This window comes from Catalinimonas locisalis (assembly GCF_038039535.1).
Classification (GTDB): domain Bacteria; phylum Bacteroidota; class Bacteroidia; order Cytophagales; family Cyclobacteriaceae; genus Catalinimonas.
In genome coordinates, this window is the sequence record NZ_JBBPHP010000005.1 from 119,862 (window position 1) to 137,014 (window position 17,153).

Below are 17,153 nucleotides of genomic sequence, written 5' to 3' on the forward strand. Positions count from 1 at the left end.
GCGTTAGCGAGAACAGGTACTAAGCAAGGGTCTCCCAATTTTGGTAAAATAGTGCGGGTGTTTTTGTAAGATTAGGTTGCGCTCTTCCTGTGTTTTTGCCAGCTTATATTCCTCCACGGCTTGTTTATTCACATTGTTAATGTACTGTATCTCATACCAGGATAAATTCCAATAGACAAAAATATTTTTTACATCCTGTAAAATTCCCTTTCTGTGGAGGCTACCATCTTCCAGGCTTTCTTTGCTTTCTTGCAGTGGAAGAGATACGTTATATTGGTCCGTGAGAGTATTGGAATATTCAGGACGGAAAGGAGCGTTAGCGCCATCTTTTGTATAATAAAATGAAACGATTATGAGCAGAAGCGCAAAAAAATAGGGAGTTACCTTTTTCATTATTCAAATGTTTATCGCACATCTTATTTTAATACCTTAGCTTAGATTGCTTCAAGTATTCATATTGACAGATAAAATAGTGATAATATGTGGTTTTTTTTCTATACCTCCGAACAAACGGTATTTTCACCCGGTATTTAAGGTGTTTTTCAAGGAGAAATCCCTATTGGCTTTGTCAGGGACACAAAAAAGAGAGCACAAAAATTAGTTTACTTGTTTAGAGACATACTTTAAATGCTTAAACCAGGGTCATTTTCCGAAAAAATAATATCCAGAAGAATTTTTATTTCCTCTGCTTTGTCATAGTCCCCCAGCTTCTCAAAAGAGACGATCAGGTTACGAAACATACGGCGTACAATGTCAAGATTACTACAGGGCTGATAAAAAATATCAATAGGTTGGAGCTTTAACTGGGCTATATAATTATCAATATCATTTTTGCTAAAGATTAGTCCACGATTGAAGGCATTGATATAAAACTGTGTTTCCTGAGACTTATAAGTAAGAATAAACAAGCTCGGTAAATTTACGCCATAAACCGGAAGCTTAAGCCTTTGGGCCACCAGCATATAAATAACACAGAGAGAAATAGGGTTTCCTTTCTTGGTTTCCAGCACAGTGTTAATCATAGAATTAGCCGGAGCGTGAAAATTTTTAGTATTTGCGCTGAATTTCAGCTTACCAAAAAGCACACTATTGAGAATTTTGACCCGGTCAAAAGGATGAACATCAGTCTTAAATTCCAGCCATGCTTCATAGTAAATTTGTTCTAGCTGTTTTTTCAAATCCTCCAGCGTGAGGTCAGGATATTGGTAGGTGGCAATAATCCACATACCTTCCAGCATATCCTGTTCTTCAGAGTTGAACCATTCTTCCAGTCTTTTTTTAAGGGCTTCAAACTGAAGGGTATGGATAATATCCTCAATGCGCTTTTGTACATTGGGATTAAAACTGTTCTCCCACTCTTCTTCCAGAAAGGGAATGATAATATCCCCAAAAGAAATAATTTTCTCCTCTACATGTCCCAATACTTCCTGGTCTTCATCGTCAAGTAATGAGACAAGTGCTTTAAGCTCTTTATTATCCATAGGTATAAGTGTGCCTTCCTCTTCTTATGTTTTTTTTGTTGTGTTAATTAGTCTAATCTTTACCTCCAAATATGGAGAATCTGACATAACGCTTAGGGTTTTCTTTCAGGTCTACCAATAAGCTATCCAGGTCAGCTACTGTTTGGTTGAGACTTACGTACAGTGAATCATCGTTGACAAGCTTACCCATAGTCCCTTCTTTTTGCTGAATTTTTTGGGTAATAGACTGCAGATTGGCCAATGTCTGATCTAGCTTTTGCACGGTAGATTGTATCTCAATCTGGTTAAGCGAATCAGCCAGGTTATTGAGTTTAGTCATAAGAGGAGCTATCCCCTTTTCTTCATTAGTTAGCGTTTCTGAGAGTATACTTAAGTTTGTAACGATAGTTCCCAGGTTACGACGATTTTCGGATATTAAGGATTCAGCTTCAAAAGTAATTCCCTCTACATTTTCCAATGCGTTGGTTACGCTGCTTGTATCCCGTGCAAATGCTGAAAGAATAAAATTAAGCTTGGTAATGGTTGAGTCTAGCTGGTCAACGATAGGTAATGTTTTAGCTTGTACCAACTCAGCTATGCCTACCTCTTTCTCCGCAAGCAGGGTGTCTCCCTCCTGTAAAGGCTTATTGATATCTCCCGGTTCCAGAATAATGGCTTTCCCTCCTAAAAGGTCGCTGGTGGTTAAGATAGCAGTAGCTGCGCTACCTATAATTACTTTTTCATCAAGCTTAAGCGTAACCAGCAGCTTATTTCCTCTCTGCTGTAGCAGGTCTATTTTATCTACATAGCCTACCGGTAATCCATTGATTAGTACGGGATTAGAGGAGGTAAGCCCATCTATATCTTCATACACTACATAATAAGTATCATTGGTAGATAATACTTCAGTCCCTTTTAAAAATCGGATTCCAAAATAGAGTATTGCTCCTGCTATTACTGCTAGGGTGCCTACTTTAACTTCTTTAGAAATTTTCACTAAAAAAAATGTTGGTTTGTATTAATCTAGGGTCGCAATTTGCAACCAGCCTGTTGTAAATCAGCAGGCCACAATCATAAATAACGGGATATTCCTTAAAGGGATTCTATTTCTTCCTTATAATCTCTAATCGCGCGATAAATACCTGAGGCAATGTAAATTTGTCCAAGCTTGTCATTCAGGTATTTCTCTTCCTTTGGATTGGTTAAGTATCCCACTTCAACCAATACGCTTGGCATAGAAGTACGCCATAACACCCAAAAACCAGCTTGTTTTACTCCCCTACTACGACGACCTACCCGTTCTTCAAATTGTCTCTCTATTTTATCTGCTAAGCGGAGACTATTGTTTAGGTATGCCCCCTGATAAAGTGAAAAAAGTATGTGAGACTCTGGCGAAAGCGGATCAAAACCTTCATAGCGTTCCTCATAATTTTCTTCCATCAGGATTACTGAGTTCTCACGCTTGGCCACTTCCAGATTGCCTTCACGGGTGTGAGCACCCATCACATAGCTTTCCGTACCATAAACATTTTCATGTCCGGATGGCATCGCATTGGCATGTATGGAAATGAAAATATCTGCATCATTTTTGTTGGCTATTTCAGCACGTTCTTCCAATGATGGAAAGCTGTCATCTTTACGAGTAAAGATCACTTCTACATCGTCCATATTCTCTTTGATGATACGCCCGAGGTGATGCGAAATATTGAGTACCACATCTTTTTCATTAGAAATAAGACCGTGTGTTCCCTGATCTTTGCCGCCATGTCCTGGATCAATGACTACTCTTTTGACACGGTATTGTTTGACGCCTGCCGTATTGAAAGTAGTAGCTACCAGCAAGAGCGAAAAACAACTGATTAAGATAATATTTTTCACTGAGCTACGGTTGTTAGATAAACAAACAATAACTTTGCACAAAGTTGATACATTTTATTAAAAACTGAAATACCAGTTGACTTATTTAAAATACGTATGTAGCCTTTCATTATTATTTCTTCTCTTTCCTGATTTACATGCTCAGGAGGACGAAAGACCATTTGAGTCAGATACCACTGGTATACTGTCCCCTTCCGTATTAGATACTATTCCTACAGATACCATACCTAATGATAGCCTGGCTGTTAAGGATACAACAACCACAGTGGCTATTGATAGTTCCCAAGTGGAGGGAGATATTCAAACCACCGTCAATTATAATGCTGAAGACTCCATATTTTTTGACGTAGTCAATAGAAAAATCTATCTCTATGGCAATGCTGAGATTGATTATGGTGAAATTAAACTGGCTGCAGACTATGTAGAGCTTGACTGGGTGAACAATATGCTCACGGCCAAAGGTATGCCAGACTCTACCGGAAAAGTAGTAGGGCAGCCCATCTTTACCGATGGCCCGGAAGAGTACCAGACCGAAACGATTCGCTACAATTTTAAAACACGCAAAGCCTATATCTCGGGAGTGTTAACCCGCCCTCAGGACGCAGAGGGGTATGTGTATGGAGAAAAGGTTAAAAAGAACGAAAATGACGAAGTATTCATCAATAGGGGGTGGTACACTCCCTGCGATTGTGAACCGGGAGAGACTCCCGACCTGTACATAAGATCAAGAAAGCTGAAAGTAGTACCTGGCGAACTGGTAGTAGCAGGGCCATTTAACCTGGTGATTACAGATATCCCCACCCCTTTAGGGTTACCATTTGGGATCTTTCCTATGCCCAGAAGGCAAAATTCCGGTATCATCATCCCTACCTATGGAGAGGAAAGAAGAAGAGGCTTCTTTCTGAAGAATGGAGGTTATTACTTTGATATCAATGATTATGTGAATCTGACACTTCTGGGTGATATCTATTCCAAAGGGAGTTATGGTTTCTCTGTGATCTCGGATTACCGGAAAAGGTATGCCTATAATGGAGGGCTAAATTTTCAATTTAATCGTCAGCTTATTGATCCAGATGGAGCCAGCCCGGAGGAAGCTAATGATTTTCGCCTTACCTTCCGGCATACGCCGCAGTCCAGAGGAAATAGTCGCTTTTCTGCATCGGTAAACATAGCTACCAGCTCTTACATTCAGAATAACCCTACGACCAATGTGGATGCTAACCTAAGGACGACACTAAACTCTGCGGTAACCTATTCAACCGCTTTCCGCGGTACGCCATTTAACCTGGCCATGAGTTTCCGCCACAACCAGAATCTGGTAACCGAAGTATTTAATGTCATTCTGCCGGAGATATCGTTGAACATGAACCGGATTTACCCTTTCAAAAATCTGGTGGCTTCTCGCAGTAGCTGGTTGAGTAAGGTGAACGTAGGGTATAGAATGGCAGGACGTAACCAGTTTACCAACGAAGCTGTACGACCGCCTAGTGGTATTCCTTCGGATATCATAGCCAATCGTGATCCTCTGGCTGATAGCGTGCTGGCGATTAATGGAGATAACCTTTCGGCCATATTGGACCGTACCGAAACTGGCTTTGAACATTCTATCCCGATCTCTACTTCATTCAATGTATTCAATTACTTTACCGTATCCCCCTCATTCAACTATGAAGAGGTATGGTACCTGAAAGAGTACGATTATGATGACGAAACTATTCCCGGAAGGGTAATTGTCAATGAAGTACCTGGTTTCTCCCGGGCTTCATCCTGGAATGCCAGTACTTCTGTGAATACTCGTTTCTACGGTCTGTTTAATATTGGAGGAGAGAAAATACAGGCAATTCGCCACACGGTTATTCCTTCGGTGAGTCTTAGCTATCGCCCTGATTTTTCAGATCCGAGATATGGTTATTATCAAGAAGTCAGGTTGGATGATGAAGTATTGATTGATCCTAATACGGGTTACGATAGAAACTTAAAGTTAGTTTCTATCTATGATGGCTTCATCTATGGTGCCCCTTCTCCCGGTAAGAGTGGCTCTCTTGGTTTATCGCTGAACAATAACCTGGAAATGAAAGTGCGCAATGATAAAGATACGACTGAAGACGCCAGTGCTACCCGTAAGATTCCCATTTTTGAGAGCCTGTCTTTGAGCACCAGCTATAATCTAATCGCTGACTCTTTCAAACTGGCTCCGCTCAATGTATCCGGACGTACCCGTCTGTTTGATAATAAACTCAGTATCAATGCCTCTATGTCAATGGATCCTTACTCTTATGTAACTGATGACTTTGAACCTATTGATTCTGTAGGTAGTGGAAGCAACCTTAGAGTTTACAGGAATTTCACAAGGGTAGATAGATATGCCTGGCTTCCGTCAGATGATGAAAATTGGGATAGAAAATTAGGAACAATCACCCGAGCAAGTCTGGCTTTGAGCACTAATTTTCAACCCAAGCAGAAAGAAAAAGATAAAAAAGAAGAGGAGGAAGAAGCGGATGTTACCGCCGATGAGTTGGATTATATCAACCGCAACCGTAGCGATTATGTGGATTTTGATATTCCCTGGAGCGTACGGCTACGCTATAACCTGAGCTATACCAATGATCCTCGCCGAAAGCTGATTGAAGGTGAGGATGATAAAGTCAGGCAGTCTGTTATGTTCTCCGGTGATGTGAGCATTGCTCCCAAATGGAAGGTGCAGTTCAACTCAGGGTTTGACTTTGTCAATCAGGAGATCACCCAGACCAGTATTGATGTGTTCCGCGATCTGGGCTGCTTTGATTTTCAATTCAACTGGGTGCCTTTCGGAAGGTTCACCTCCTACCATGTGCAGATCAATGTGAAGTCAGCCATGCTCAGTGACCTGAAGCTGCAAAGAAGAAGGGCCTGGCAGGACTTCTAGTCCAGCTGCCGCTTAGCGATAAAAGCTGCGCCGATCAAAGCGATCAGCAAAAGAATACCTGCCAATTCAAAAGGCAAAACAAAGTCTGACATGAGCAGTATTCCCAAGCGTTGAATAGCAGACTCCTGGACCAGTTCTCCGGTAGTGCTGGCTTTCTGTATCCATCCCAGAGAAGCAAAATTGACCTGCAAAATGGTGTAAGTAAGCAGTCCAAAAAGAGATAGCCCTACTAAAGCTGCCCAAAAGTGGTGTTGCCCCTCAGTCATGACGGCCTGGCCGGAGATTTTGTTGGTAAGCATTACCCCGAAAATCATGAGTACAAGAATGCCGCCTACGTACACCAGAATCTGAGTGATCGCCAGAAAATCAGCTCCGGCAAAAATATAAATTGCAGCCACTCCCAGAAAAGTAACGATCAGCAAAAAGGCCGAGTAGAGTACATTACGGGTAAAAAGAATCATCAGGGCACTGATGACTGTCAGGGCTGCAAAAGTATAAAATATAATCTGTGTTAGGCTCATAGATTATTCACCAGATTGGCTCTGGTCATCATTAGGTTTGTTCTTTCTCTTCTCTTCCATGAGTTTTTTTGCTATCTCCTGCGGGTCATTTTCCTGACCTTTCGGTTTGATCTTAGGTTTAATTTTGGGCTTGTAATTAGCCTTAGGTTTAATAGTGAGTTTCGGTTTAGCCGGAGTAGAACTTTCCCCCTGTGCAGCTTTTTTTGCTGCCGCTTCAGCCTTAGCCTTTTCCTTCTGCTCCATAAATTCCTCCAGCTCTTTTTTCTTCTCCAGTATTTCCAGAGGCGTCATATTAGAGAATTCAAAATTATGGTCAGCCACATCAAACTCGCTGAAATCGTAGTCTTTGGTCATGGTCAGGCATTCGGTAGGGCATACGGTGGTGCACAGACCGCAGAAGCAGCACTTGCCCATATCAATATCAAACTTAGCCGGGTATAGTCGCTTGGAAGAGCCATCAGAGGTTTTGCCGATTTCTTCCACCGCACGTATTGGCTCAATCTCAATGCAGTTTACCGGGCAGATCTTTGCACATTTGTCACAGACAATACAGTCCTCAATCTCGTTATGGAGCTTATAGCGCCCATTGTCAGGCACCGGGATAGATTCATGCGGATACTGTAAGGTAACTATCCCATGATCCTGCTCAAAGTAATGCGCATCTTCCACCCCAATAGGTTCACGATGCTTTCGCGCATCTATTAAGTGCTTAAATGATAACTTCAGCCCCCCTAATAGAGAGCTGATGCCTTCCCTGATATTTCCCCAGTATGTATTATTTGCTCCTTGGTGTGGCATACAAATCTGATCAACTTCTTCTAAAAATACGCTCTCAATAAGATTTAACGACAGCTAATGACAATATTAGCCATGTTGTAGGTTAATACAAAATTAGCTGAGAGATCGTGCCTTGTTTTCCGCTTCATCGGCCTGCATTTGCTTATCATACAGGTTTTTATAAAAGCCATCTCGGCTGAGAAGTGATTCGTTGGTGCCTTCTTCTACAATTTCGCCATCGTCCAACACTACTATTTTATCCGCCAGCTTGGCAGATGATACCCGGTGAGAAATGATGATAGTGGTTCTGCCCCGCATGATATCTTTCAGACTGGTCAGAATAGTGTTCTCCGTTTTGGTATCCACAGCAGAAAGACAGTCATCCAGCACCAGGATTTTGGGGTCGCGGGCAATTGCACGGGCAATAGATACTCTCTGCTTTTGTCCACCGGAGAGAGTGATACCCCTTTCTCCGAGCTTGGTACCGAAACCTTCCGGAAAATCTTCAATGGTATTTTTCAGGTCTGCATTATAAGCGGCCTCTTCTACCTGCTGTTCAGTAATACCTACTGAGCCGAAAGTAATGTTGTTATATATGGTATCAGAGAAAAGAAATACATCCTGAGGTACATAACCTATCTGGCTGCGAAGGGTATGCAAATCATAATCTTTGATATTAACACCATCAATAGTGATCGTTCCTTCCTGTATGTCATACATACGGGGTATTACATTGGCTATTGTGCTCTTACCGGCGCCGGTGGTTCCTACAATCGCAATAGACTGGCCCGCTTTAACATCAAAGGAAATATTTCTTAAAGCTTTTATGCCAGAATCGGGATAAACAAAAGAGACATTCTTAAGCGCTACATCTCCTTTGATTTCTTTTTCTACCTCACCAGGCAGGATATCATTTTTGGTATGTAGAAATTCGTTGATACGCTTTTGCGAAGCTGCGGCACGCTGAATAATGCTGGTGATCCAGCCCAGGGAGGTAACCGGCCAGGTAAGCATATTCACATAAATGATAAACTCAGCAATGACTCCGGGAGAAATAGCTCCTTTGATCACCTCTGCGCCGCCGATAAAAACAGTGATTACAGAACTTAAGCCAATCAAAGCTACGATCAGAGGAATGAAAAGAGCATTTACAAAAGCCAGTTTGATTGACTTATCTTTATAATCATTACTGGCATCCACAAAGGTGTTGGCCGAGTCTTCTTCCCTCACAAATGATTTGATCACACGAATTCCCGAGAAAGCTTCCTGCACATAAGTAGACAATTCTGAAAGGCTGCGTTGTATCTCCTCCGAGCGGCGGTTGATAATATTATTAACGTAATAAATACTAAGAGAAAGTATTGGCAAGGGAATCAATGTATAAAGCGTAAGGCGAACATTGACCGAAAACATGTAAGGAATTAAGATCGCGAAAAGCGTAAAAAGGTTAAGCCCGTACATGATTCCTGGCCCCAGGTACATCCTTACTTTGGATACGTCCTCGGATATACGTGCCATCAGGTCACCCGTATTATTTCTGCGGTAGAAGCTGGTAGGTAATGACTGATAGTGCTCGTAAACTTCGTTCTTCAGGTCAAATTCAATGAAGCGGGAGACAACAATTACGGTTTGCCGGGTAAGAAAAGTAAAGAAACCTTTGAGCAAGGCTAGTACCAGAATAGCAATACCATATACTAATATACTGCCGGCAAAAATATCATAGATAAGATCCTGTAGTTCCAGCCCTTCATATACCTTGAACAGTGCAATGTTTTCCTCTACAAGATTAATAGATCTTCTAACAATCTGGGCAGGAATGATTGCAAATACATTGGATATAATAATGAAGAGTAAGCCCAGTAAAAGTCTTAACTTATACTTGAGCAGATACTTATTTAAGTAGCTGAGTTCTTTCACTTTTTGTTACAACGGTTTCCTCAACAAATGGTTCTTTGATCAGAATTGTAAATTGGTATACTTCTGAAAAAAATCTACTTTTGTAGTGCTTTTCAGCAAAACCCTAGTTTTTTTAAGATCGAAACCTCCGCAATTTTTAAGCAGCGTGCAAGAATAATGAAAGTAAAAACAGTAGAAAGTGTATCGGAGAATCCAAAAAGTAAAGCGCTTGACGTGTTTGGGATTATGGCTCAATACGGCCATGAACAGTTGGTACAATGCTATGATAAAGCTACTGGTCTCAAAGCAGTAATTGGTATCCATTCTACTGTACTAGGCCCTGCGATGGGGGGCACCCGCATGTGGAATTACGCTACGCATGAAGAAGGGGTGATAGATGCCTTACGCTTATCGCGGGGTATGACCTACAAGTCGGCCATTTCAGGACTTAATGTAGGGGGCGGCAAAGCAGTGTTAATTGGGGATGCTAAAAAGCTGAAGTCAGAGGCTTACCTGCGCAGGTTTGGCAAGTTTGTAGAGAGCCTGAATGGTAAATATGTAACTGCCGGAGATGTAAATATCAGTACTCGCGATCTGGAATATATCCGTATGGAAACTTCTCATGTTACGGGCTTACCGGAAATGCTGGGAGGTGGAGGTTCATCTTCGCTCATTACTGCCTTCGGCGTATACATGGGTATAAAGGCAGCAGCTAAGCAGGCCTTTGGTACAGACGCCTTGGAGAACAAAAAAATAATGGTGCAAGGCGTAGGAGCAGTGGGTATGAAACTGGTGGAGTACCTTATCAAAGAGGGCTGTGAAGTTTTTGTTTCCGATGTGGAGGAGGATAGGTTGCAAACTGCCTCTCGCGAGTATGGCGCTCAGGTCGTAAATCATGAGCATATTTTTGAGATTGAAACGGATATTTATGCCCCCTGTGCTCTCGGAGCTACACTTAATGATGAAAGCATTCCTTTACTAAAATGCCAGGCTATAGCCGGGGGAGCCAATAACCAGTTGGAAGAAGAAAAGAAGCACGGACAAATGCTGATGGAAAAAGGAATCGTTTATGCGCCTGATTTTTTGGTTAATGCAGGAGGTATCATGGCGGTAGCTGCTGAATATTTTGGAGAATTCCATAAAGACTACCTGTATCAGAAGGCAGAACGAATATATGATAAATGTCTGGAGGTATTAAAAGAAGCTTCAGCCCAGAAGAAAAATGCGCAGTTTGTAGCTATGCAAATGGCAGAGCAGCGAATCGCTGCTGTAGGCCAACTAAGCCATACCCTTTAAATTGACTCTCTAAACTTTTTAAAAAAGTAAATTTTTTGTGTGAGATCAGTGTTACTAGTCAGCTACTCGCGTATTATCAAATAAAATCATGCTAAACAGAAGAATATTAAGAGCTAAAGCAATGCAACATGTATATGCTTATAAACAGTGTCAACGCTCAAATTATGAGTTGGCATTTCAGTATATACATGATGCTTATGAACCGGATCTCAACTCCATGGAGGTGCAGGATAAGCAGAAGCTTGCCGAAGAGAGGACAGTTGCTACCCAACTGCTGGAAGACTTTTTTCAGCACAAACCTTTGCGAGAAGCTGAGGAAAAGCATCAGAAGGTAGTGAAAGAAGCCATCAGCCGTTACGAAAAACAGTGCCGCAAAGACGAAGAGTTTTTGCTTAACCAAATGCTCAGTGCCACCGAAAGGATTGCCGATCATTATCGTTTGTTTTTACTGTTGTTACTGGAGTTGGCAGAAGAGTCGCATCGCGACCAACGTAAGCAGCAGACCTTTGCTTCCCAACCTCAGGTGCAAGAGGTACATACCAATTTTTATCTGAATAAGGTGATTCAGGCAATCAGAGATAGCAGGCCTTTGCATCAGCAACTTGAGGAGAAAAAGCTCAACTGGAATAGTTATACCGTAGAAATCCGGCAGTGGTATAAGAATAGTGTCAAAACGGATGAAGAGTTTAAGAAGTATCAGCTTCTTGCTCAGCCCACGCTGGAAGATGATATTAATATTGTACGCTATATCTTTAATAATATCATCCTGAAAAGTGAGCCAATCGCCAATGTATTTGAAGAAAGTGACATCAACTGGGCAGAGAATAGCAAAGCGATCAAAAGTATGGTCAACAAAAGTGTGAAGTCTGTTAATGCTGACGCTGAAGGAATAGAGATTGTAGAGCTTACGCCTAACTGGGAGGAAGATAGAGACTTTCTTATAGAGTTATACAAAGTGACTATTAAAAACGATTTGGAATATGAACAGCTCATCAGGGAAAAATCTAAAAACTGGTCAGTAGAACGAATCGCAAACCTGGACAGTATTGTGATTAAAATGGCGATAGCTGAAATGATCCACTTCAGAAGTATTCCGGTTAAGGTTACGATCAATGAATATATTGACCTCTCCAAAAACTACAGCACGCACAAAAGCAAACAGTTTGTTAATGGTATGCTGGATGTGATTGCCCAGGAGTTGCAGGAGAGAAATATGATACATAAAAGCGGAAGAGGTCTTATTGATAACCAATAGGTAATATTTATTACATATTAGCGTATTAATAGCACCCTAATCGTTGGCAAGGATGGAAAGTCCTTTGTAATTTTATGTAAATTTGAAACAAGAAGACTAAAAGTAAAATAATTATGAGCAAAACGGGTAGTAGTTTGTTGGTGTTTTTTTCCGGTTTGCTAGCCGGTACACTAGTAGGAATTCTATACGCCCCTGATTCGGGTATTAATACCAGAGATAGAGTAACCTTCAGGCTAGAGAAGTACAAAGGCAAATTGGAGGAACTGTTATCTGACCTGGTTCGTTCTAAAGAACAACTTCCTGAGAGCGTGGCCAAGTCTGATGGTGAGCGTGTCATTAATGATGCCAGAGAAAAAGCCAAGCAATTGTTAGATGATGTTGATAATCTGCTCGGCCAGATTAAAAAGTAATTAACCGTTAATACTGTTTTCATACATAAATACAATCACGATGAAAAGACTGAAAATTAGTGTATTGGCTTTTTTCTCAGCGGGGCTGATACTTACGTCCTGTAATAATGCTGCATTAGAAGAGAAAGTAGCTGATTTGGAACAGAGAGTTTCCGAGCTTGAGTCTAAGACTCCTGCATCAGCCTCTAAAACAGCTGCACTAACTAAGCAAATAAGTCAACCTGAAACCGATGCTCCTCAGGGAGATGCACCTAAATTTGAGTTTGAAGAAAGCTCATACGATTTTGGTTCCATCACTGAAGGCGATGTTGTAGAGCATATTTTTAAATTCACTAATACTGGTGAAGCTCCACTAGTTATTCAAAGTGCTTCTGCTTCATGTGGATGTACAGTGCCTAGCTATCCTCGTGAACCGGTAGCTCCTGGTGAGAGCGGTGAAATTCAGGTGAAATTTAACAGTGCCAACAAGCCGGGCATTCAAAACAAAACTGTAAGCATTACTGCCAATACCAACCCTACAATTACCAGGTTGACTATTAAAAGTAATGTGATGCCTAAAGGAGAGCAGGCAGCAGGTCCTGTAAGAAAATAGATAGAGTAATTTTAAAATAAGTATGCTAACATCCATCCTATTACAGGCCACCGAAGGACAAGGTGGCCTTATCGGCAACCTAATCCTAATTGGAGGTATTGCCTTAATTTTCTACTTTTTTATGATTCGTCCCCAGCAGAAAAAGCAAAAAGATCAGCGCAATTTTATAAGTGCTGTGAAAAAAGGGGATATGGTGGTGACTATAGGTGGTGTACACGGAAAAGTTATTAGTGTAGAAGATGATACCTTTATATTAGAAGTAGACCGGGGAGCCAAAATTAAATTTGAAAAAAGCTCTATCTCACTAGAATCCAGCAAGAAGTACGCAACGAACTCCTGATCCTGTGAGCCGGGGCAGAATAAATACTAAAGAAAAACTGCGCAAATTCGTGCAGTTTTTCCCTTCCAATAAAGACAAACTCAAGGTAGTAACGCTTTGCCTTCTGGTAGCTACTACCTTCTGGTTTTTTAGTGCTCTTAATAAAAATTACAATACCCGCATAGAGTATCCACTGACTTTTAATTATGATCAGGACAGTACTTATGTGCTCAGTTCTCTGCCAGAAAACATTCTTATAGAGGTAAGTGGTGGGGGGTGGAATCTACTACGGAAAACCTTATTATTCGATACTCCTCCTATAGAAGTGCCTTTGGAGGACCCGGTAAGCACCAAGTTTATTACAGGACAATCACTCTCCCAACAACTCGCCGAGCAACTCGGAGATGTACAACTGGACTATGTAGTAACTGATACCCTGTTTATAAATATTGATCAGGCTGCTGAAAAAGAAATTGTAGTTACGTTAGACTCCTCTTCAATCCATCTGGGTGATTCATATCAATTAATTTCTCCTGTAATACTATCCCCCGGCCGGGCTACTTTGAAAGGGCCTATGACTATTCTACAGGATATCGGAGATACTTTATACCTTAGTCTTCCTGATCCGGAGAATGAGATTAACGCAGACTACCAGCAGACTATTCCTTTGGAATATAGTGCCTCTGACTTAGTAAGTGTAATTCCTGAAGAAGTAAATGTTGAATTTAGTGTTGCACCTTTCGATCTCTTGACCCGAAGCGTAGAAGTAACAACGATTGACTTTCCTGCAGACTCTTCTTTGCGCCTATCACCTAACCGTGTTGATGTAACTTTCTGGATACAGAATGAGTATTTAAACTTAATTAAAGAGTTTGACTTTGAAGTAGTAGCAAATTTGCGTACATTGAACTTAAAGGATAGTACATTAACTCCAGTCCTTAGAACATATCCCGAATTTGCAAAAAATATAGCTATTAGTCCCTCTAAGTTGAGAGTAGAGCATGTGCAATAATTTTTTTTCGGTAGGAATTACTGGAGGTATCGGATCAGGAAAAAGCCTGATTTGTAAAATTTTTTTAGTACTAGGAGTACCTGTTTATTCGTCAGATGAACGTGCCAAGTGGCTGCTTTCCCATGATGATCTTCTTAAAAGACAAATTATTCAGCAGTTTGGCAAAGAAGCATATAATCAAGGGGGAGAACTTAATCGTTCCTATCTGGCCAAAACTATTTTTACGGATGAAGAAAAAAGACTGCAATTAAATGCTTTAGTGCATCCTAGGGTTGGTGAAGATTTTAGGAAATGGCGAGAGGCCCATAAGGCCAGCCCATACGCATTGAAGGAAGCGGCTTTACTTTTTGAAACGGGCAGTTATAAGCAGCTTGACAAAATCATTAATGTCAGTGCTCCGGAAGCACTCCGAATACAAAGAGTTCTTCTTAGAGACACCCATAGAAGTAAGGAACAGCTAGAAGCAATAATGCAAAAACAATGGTCAGATAAGCAAAGGGAGGATTTGGCCAACTTTACCATCAATAATGATGAAAGAAAGTTGATGCTTCCCAAAGTACTTAAAATTCATAAACAGTTAGTTAAAATATCATCCTGAGAACCTTAAACTCAAACTTTTATTGATATAATTTTTACTCGCCACATTTACATTTTTTAACTACTAAATTTTTAATCATGAGTTTAGACCGGTATAGAAACGAGGTCTGGAAAGAAATTGACTTCGAGACAGATTTGCCTCATGCACTTTATGAGGTTTCCAGTCATGGCAGAGTAAAAAGTTATGCCGTTGATAAAAAGAAAGGACGCATCATGAAGGGATCTGATGTGAACGGATACCTTTCCGTAATGGTGAGATTAGGGAAAAAAGTTTCACAGACCCATTACCTGCACAGGTTGGTTGCCATGGCATTTTTGCCCCGCCCAAGTGAAGATCACCGTTATGTAGTCCACCTGGATTATGACAAAAAAAATAACAGTCGTTACAACCTGAAATGGATGACTGAAGAAGAACTGACCAAACACAACAATAAAAATCCTGCAATATTACGCAGCAGAACGACGGGCTATAAGCTTACTGAGTCGGATGTAAGGGTAATTAAAAGGCTGCTAAAAAATAATAAGACAAGGCTCAGCATGATTGCTAAACGCTTCAATATTACACATACCCAATTGAACAGAATAAGGTCAGGAGAGAATTGGGGAAATGTTACCATCTGAGATAAGATGGTAACATTCCACAACTTTTACTGAGATCTTTACAGCAGGTCTTCTGGCAAAGAGATTTGATCCATGTAAAACTTCATTCTGGAGTGAGAACTTTCCAGCAGATTAATTTTTTCTATTTTGTCATCTTTATGGTTGTAAAACACCTCTACATAATATCCATGAAGTAGGTAAAGGTTTACCTTATAGTTGTAGTAACGTATGGCCACCACAAACGATCCCTCCCTATACAAGACTTGAATCTTGTTCCTCAAAGAAAGAGACATGAACCTGGAGGAGGACATCATTTTCACAAAAATTAATATAATGATTTTGTTCCGCTGCGTGCTGCCTGCTCACAAACACTTATAAGGTAAATATAATAAAAAAACCGCTTTAATTTTCATGAAAGCGGTTTTTAAGGGTGAAAGACGGGACTTGAACCCGCGACCTCTGGTGCCACAAACCAGCGCTCTAACCAACTGAGCTACAATCACCAGATTATGAGGGTACAAAAGTAGAAATACCGATGCATATTGCCAAATAGTAATCCTCTTTTTGTGGAAAATTCTTAATCGAGTGTGTATTCTGTCTGGATAGGAAAGTGATCTGAATAAGGTACTTCCCGATGAGTATGATAGCGTACTGGTTTTAGCTGTTCGCTATAAAATTGATTATCAATTCTCAGGAAAAAAAGTCTTCCGTTATAGCTAAAGCCAAAGCCGTTGCCTGCTTCCTCAAATGCATTAGACAAGTGCTCTTTTAGGGTAAGGTAAGTATAGCTGTAAGGAAGGTCATTAAAGTCTCCACATACGATTACCGGATGGGGACTCCCATTAATATGTTTTACCAGATTGTCTACCTGCTTAGCACGCTCAATGAAGCCAAATTTTAACTTCTTAGCAATATTCAGGTAGTTTTCTTGCTCAAAATCACCAATCTTGCTTTCATCAATACTCATAGATTGAAGATGAATGTTATATACCCGAATGGTATCTTCTCCTACATCAATATCAGCAAAGATAGCATGCTGATGAGGTACATCGTCAAGGTTAACATCCCCCGAGTCAACAATTGGGTAGCGACTGAAAATTGCCAATCCAAACTGAGCGCCAATGCGATTGACAAAGGCCGCCTTTACAATTACCTGTTGATGTGTTTTACCAGATAGCTTATCAACCGTATTGAAGACATCTGAAGTATTGTCATTGTAAAACTCTTGCAAGCATTTAATGTCTGCTTCAGCCTCAGCCAGCCAGTTGATCATTGACTTACCAGGAGTATTTTTGTTCTGAAGATAAGCGTAAGTGTTGAATACTCTCACATTGTAGTTGAGTACGCTGATTCGTTTTTGCCCCTCCTCTACCGAATTTTTGGGATTATAAGAAAAACTGGAGATAAGGTATGGATAACCTAATACTAAAATACATAAGTGCAGCAGAGATAAACTGTGAAACTTAACCAGGAAAAAGCAGAGTAAGATAATATTCATCAGAAGAATTACAGGAATAGCCAACGAAAGGAAACCTGTAATCCATAGGCTGGCAGGGGAGATATTAGGGCTAAGGTATGCAAGTACGCTTACCGTTGCAGTAATAAAACTAATGACTCTAATCAATGTCTTTACTC

The 17,153-nt window shown here is 40.8% G+C and carries 18 protein-coding genes and 1 tRNA gene; 9 read left to right on the plus strand and 10 right to left on the minus strand.

Going from position 1 to position 17,153, the window contains the following annotated elements; translation table 11 throughout:
* Positions 1–3: 3 nt before the first annotated feature.
* From WJR50_RS09165 to WJR50_RS09180, 4 genes are all read right to left on the minus strand, one after another.
* Complete coding sequence (locus WJR50_RS09165) at positions 4–393, minus strand: hypothetical protein (protein WP_341292959.1); 390 nt, start codon at positions 391–393, stop codon at positions 4–6.
* 230 nt (positions 394–623) lie between these two features.
* A complete protein-coding gene (locus tag WJR50_RS09170; RefSeq protein WP_341292960.1) occupies positions 624–1,481 on the minus strand; it encodes a transglutaminase-like domain-containing protein in 858 nt (285 codons plus the stop codon).
* 52 nt (positions 1,482–1,533) lie between these two features.
* Positions 1,534–2,457 (minus strand): MlaD family protein, encoded by a 924-nt coding sequence (locus WJR50_RS09175; RefSeq protein WP_341292961.1) that lies wholly within the window; start codon positions 2,455–2,457, stop codon positions 1,534–1,536.
* Positions 2,458–2,552: 95 nt separating this feature from the next.
* Positions 2,553–3,338 (minus strand): N-acetylmuramoyl-L-alanine amidase family protein, encoded by a 786-nt coding sequence (locus WJR50_RS09180; RefSeq protein ID WP_341292962.1) that lies wholly within the window; start codon positions 3,336–3,338, stop codon positions 2,553–2,555.
* Positions 3,339–3,414: 76 nt separating this feature from the next.
* Between WJR50_RS09180 and WJR50_RS09185 the strand changes: the two genes are divergently transcribed.
* On the plus strand, positions 3,415–6,243 hold the full coding sequence (locus tag WJR50_RS09185; RefSeq protein WP_341292963.1) for a putative LPS assembly protein LptD: 2,829 nt from the start codon (positions 3,415–3,417) through the stop codon (positions 6,241–6,243).
* On the opposite strand, the gene WJR50_RS09190 is transcribed toward WJR50_RS09185, so the two are convergent.
* The 3 genes from WJR50_RS09190 to WJR50_RS09200 all read right to left on the minus strand — a co-directional run bounded on the left by WJR50_RS09190 (position 6,240) and on the right by WJR50_RS09200 (position 9,458).
* Positions 6,240–6,764 carry an NADH-quinone oxidoreductase subunit J family protein gene (locus tag WJR50_RS09190; protein WP_341292964.1) on the minus strand — a complete coding sequence of 175 codons (525 nt, stop codon included), beginning with the start codon at positions 6,762–6,764 and terminating at the stop codon, positions 6,240–6,242. The genes WJR50_RS09185 and WJR50_RS09190 overlap by 4 nt on opposite strands.
* Positions 6,765–6,767: 3 nt before the next feature.
* A complete protein-coding gene (locus WJR50_RS09195; protein WP_341292965.1) occupies positions 6,768–7,562 on the minus strand; it encodes a 4Fe-4S dicluster domain-containing protein in 795 nt (264 codons plus the stop codon).
* Positions 7,563–7,655: 93 nt separating this feature from the next.
* A complete protein-coding gene (locus tag WJR50_RS09200) occupies positions 7,656–9,458 on the minus strand; it encodes an ABC transporter ATP-binding protein (protein ID WP_341292966.1) in 1,803 nt (600 codons plus the stop codon).
* Between the two features lie 156 nt (positions 9,459–9,614).
* On the opposite strand from WJR50_RS09200, the gene WJR50_RS09205 reads away from it, so the two are divergent.
* The 8 genes from WJR50_RS09205 (at position 9,615) to WJR50_RS09240 (ending at position 15,539) form a co-directional block, all read left to right on the plus strand.
* Positions 9,615–10,733, plus strand: a complete 1,119-nt coding sequence (locus WJR50_RS09205) for a Glu/Leu/Phe/Val family dehydrogenase (RefSeq protein WP_341292967.1) — start codon at positions 9,615–9,617, stop codon at positions 10,731–10,733.
* Positions 10,734–10,821: 88 nt separating this feature from the next.
* A complete protein-coding gene (gene nusB / locus WJR50_RS09210) occupies positions 10,822–11,988 on the plus strand; it encodes a transcription antitermination factor NusB (protein ID WP_341292968.1) in 1,167 nt (388 codons plus the stop codon).
* 113 nt (positions 11,989–12,101) lie between these two features.
* Positions 12,102–12,398, plus strand: a complete 297-nt coding sequence (locus tag WJR50_RS09215) for a YtxH domain-containing protein (RefSeq protein WP_341292969.1) — start codon at positions 12,102–12,104, stop codon at positions 12,396–12,398.
* 40 nt (positions 12,399–12,438) lie between these two features.
* Positions 12,439–12,990: a DUF1573 domain-containing protein gene (locus WJR50_RS09220; protein ID WP_341292970.1), complete on the plus strand. Its 552-nt coding sequence runs from the start codon at positions 12,439–12,441 to the stop codon at positions 12,988–12,990.
* A 22-nt stretch (positions 12,991–13,012) separates the two neighbouring features.
* Positions 13,013–13,330, plus strand: a complete 318-nt coding sequence (yajC, locus tag WJR50_RS09225; protein WP_341292971.1) for a preprotein translocase subunit YajC — start codon at positions 13,013–13,015, stop codon at positions 13,328–13,330.
* Positions 13,331–13,334: 4 nt separating this feature from the next.
* A complete protein-coding gene (locus WJR50_RS09230) occupies positions 13,335–14,321 on the plus strand; it encodes a YbbR-like domain-containing protein (RefSeq protein WP_341292972.1) in 987 nt (328 codons plus the stop codon).
* A complete protein-coding gene (gene coaE / locus WJR50_RS09235; RefSeq protein WP_341292973.1) occupies positions 14,311–14,919 on the plus strand; it encodes a dephospho-CoA kinase in 609 nt (202 codons plus the stop codon). The genes WJR50_RS09230 and coaE overlap by 11 nt, the downstream gene beginning before the upstream one ends.
* Positions 14,920–14,996: 77 nt before the next feature.
* On the plus strand, positions 14,997–15,539 hold the full coding sequence (locus WJR50_RS09240; RefSeq protein WP_341292974.1) for an NUMOD4 domain-containing protein: 543 nt from the start codon (positions 14,997–14,999) through the stop codon (positions 15,537–15,539).
* A gap of 38 nt (positions 15,540–15,577) precedes the next feature.
* Here WJR50_RS09240 and WJR50_RS09245 read toward each other — a convergent pair whose 3' ends face one another.
* The 3 genes from WJR50_RS09245 to WJR50_RS09255 all read right to left on the minus strand — a co-directional run bounded on the left by WJR50_RS09245 (position 15,578) and on the right by WJR50_RS09255 (position 17,142).
* Positions 15,578–15,778 carry a hypothetical protein gene (locus tag WJR50_RS09245; RefSeq protein WP_341292975.1) on the minus strand — a complete coding sequence of 67 codons (201 nt, stop codon included), beginning with the start codon at positions 15,776–15,778 and terminating at the stop codon, positions 15,578–15,580.
* 168 nt (positions 15,779–15,946) lie between these two features.
* Positions 15,947–16,022: transfer RNA gene (locus WJR50_RS09250), tRNA-His, on the minus strand.
* Positions 16,023–16,095: 73 nt separating this feature from the next.
* Positions 16,096–17,142, minus strand: coding sequence for an endonuclease/exonuclease/phosphatase family protein (locus tag WJR50_RS09255; protein WP_341292976.1), 1,047 nt, complete (start codon positions 17,140–17,142; stop codon positions 16,096–16,098).
* Positions 17,143–17,153: the final 11 nt, after the last annotated feature.

What these genes read in the sequence shown, in the direction of transcription:
- WJR50_RS09165 (WP_341292959.1), bottom strand. Translation starts at nt 393, where the DNA reads ATGAAAAAGGTAACTCCCTATTTTTTTGCGCTTCTGCTCATAATCGTT.
- WJR50_RS09170 (WP_341292960.1), bottom strand. Translation starts at nt 1,481, where the DNA reads ATGGATAATAAAGAGCTTAAAGCACTTGTCTCATTACTTGACGATGAA.
- WJR50_RS09190 (WP_341292964.1), bottom strand. Translation starts at nt 6,764, where the DNA reads ATGAGCCTAACACAGATTATATTTTATACTTTTGCAGCCCTGACAGTC.
- WJR50_RS09195 (WP_341292965.1), bottom strand. Translation starts at nt 7,562, where the DNA reads ATGCCACACCAAGGAGCAAATAATACATACTGGGGAAATATCAGGGAA.
- WJR50_RS09205 (WP_341292967.1), top strand. Translation starts at nt 9,615, where the DNA reads ATGAAAGTAAAAACAGTAGAAAGTGTATCGGAGAATCCAAAAAGTAAA.
- nusB (WP_341292968.1), top strand. Translation starts at nt 10,822, where the DNA reads ATGCTAAACAGAAGAATATTAAGAGCTAAAGCAATGCAACATGTATAT.
- WJR50_RS09215 (WP_341292969.1), top strand. Translation starts at nt 12,102, where the DNA reads ATGAGCAAAACGGGTAGTAGTTTGTTGGTGTTTTTTTCCGGTTTGCTA.
- WJR50_RS09220 (WP_341292970.1), top strand. Translation starts at nt 12,439, where the DNA reads ATGAAAAGACTGAAAATTAGTGTATTGGCTTTTTTCTCAGCGGGGCTG.
- yajC (WP_341292971.1), top strand. Translation starts at nt 13,013, where the DNA reads ATGCTAACATCCATCCTATTACAGGCCACCGAAGGACAAGGTGGCCTT.
- coaE (WP_341292973.1), top strand. Translation starts at nt 14,311, where the DNA reads ATGTGCAATAATTTTTTTTCGGTAGGAATTACTGGAGGTATCGGATCA.
- WJR50_RS09240 (WP_341292974.1), top strand. Translation starts at nt 14,997, where the DNA reads ATGAGTTTAGACCGGTATAGAAACGAGGTCTGGAAAGAAATTGACTTC.